We start from the raw sequence: 876 nt of genomic DNA on the forward strand, positions 1-876 counted from the left end.
TGCTTCACCGCGCCCGGCGATGGGAGTACCGACCGTGATGTCCTCGGTACCACTGAGGCGAGCCATGAGGATGGACCACGCGGCATGTACAACCATGAAGACTGTCGAGCGAGTCTCACGTGCGAGTTCGATCAGGCGATCATGAGTTGCTGCGTCGATGTCGAAGGCGACCGAAGCACCTCTGTTGGATTGCCGGCTCGGGCGTGGGTGATCGATCGGCAACGGCAACACATCCGGCACATCCGCCAACACTCCCGACCAAAACTCCAACTGCCGCGACACCACAGACCCCGGATCATCCTCACTCCCGAGAACCTCACGCTGCCACAACGTGTAATCCGCATACTGCACCGCCAACGGCTCCCACCCCGGCACACCACCAGCAACCCGAGCGCCATACGCCACCATCACATCAGCAGCAAGAGGCGCCATCGACGCACCATCAGCAGCAATATGATGCACCACAATCGCCAACACGAACTCATCGACACCCACCCGATACAACGACGCCCGAAACGGCACATCCACCGTCACATCGAACCCCGCAGCAGCATCGGCAACAATCCGCTCCTGCACACCCCCCGCATCGAGCTCCACCACCGCCAACTCCACCGCCACATCGGAAACAGACCCGATCAACTGACGCGGCAACTCCCCCACCACCGGGAACGTAGTACGCAACGACTCATGACGAACCAACACATCCCCCACCGCCGCCTCCAACGCAACAACATCGAGCGCACCCGACAACCGCACAGCAAGCGGAATATTGTACGCAGGCGAAGACGTATCGAACTGATTGATGAACCACATACGACTCTGCGCCTGCGACAACGGAATCACCGACGGACGCTCCACCACACCCAACACCGGACG

General features: G+C 60.6%; 1 protein-coding gene. It reads right to left on the reverse strand.

The features are described from left to right. The coding region (locus tag BJD99_RS10515) for a condensation domain-containing protein (protein ID WP_256895607.1) at window positions 1-876 on the reverse strand (876 nt) is incomplete at both ends.

Origin of the sequence: Rhodococcus sp. 1163 (assembly GCF_002091985.1) — a bacterium.
GTDB lineage: Bacteria > Actinomycetota > Actinomycetes > Mycobacteriales > Mycobacteriaceae > Rhodococcoides.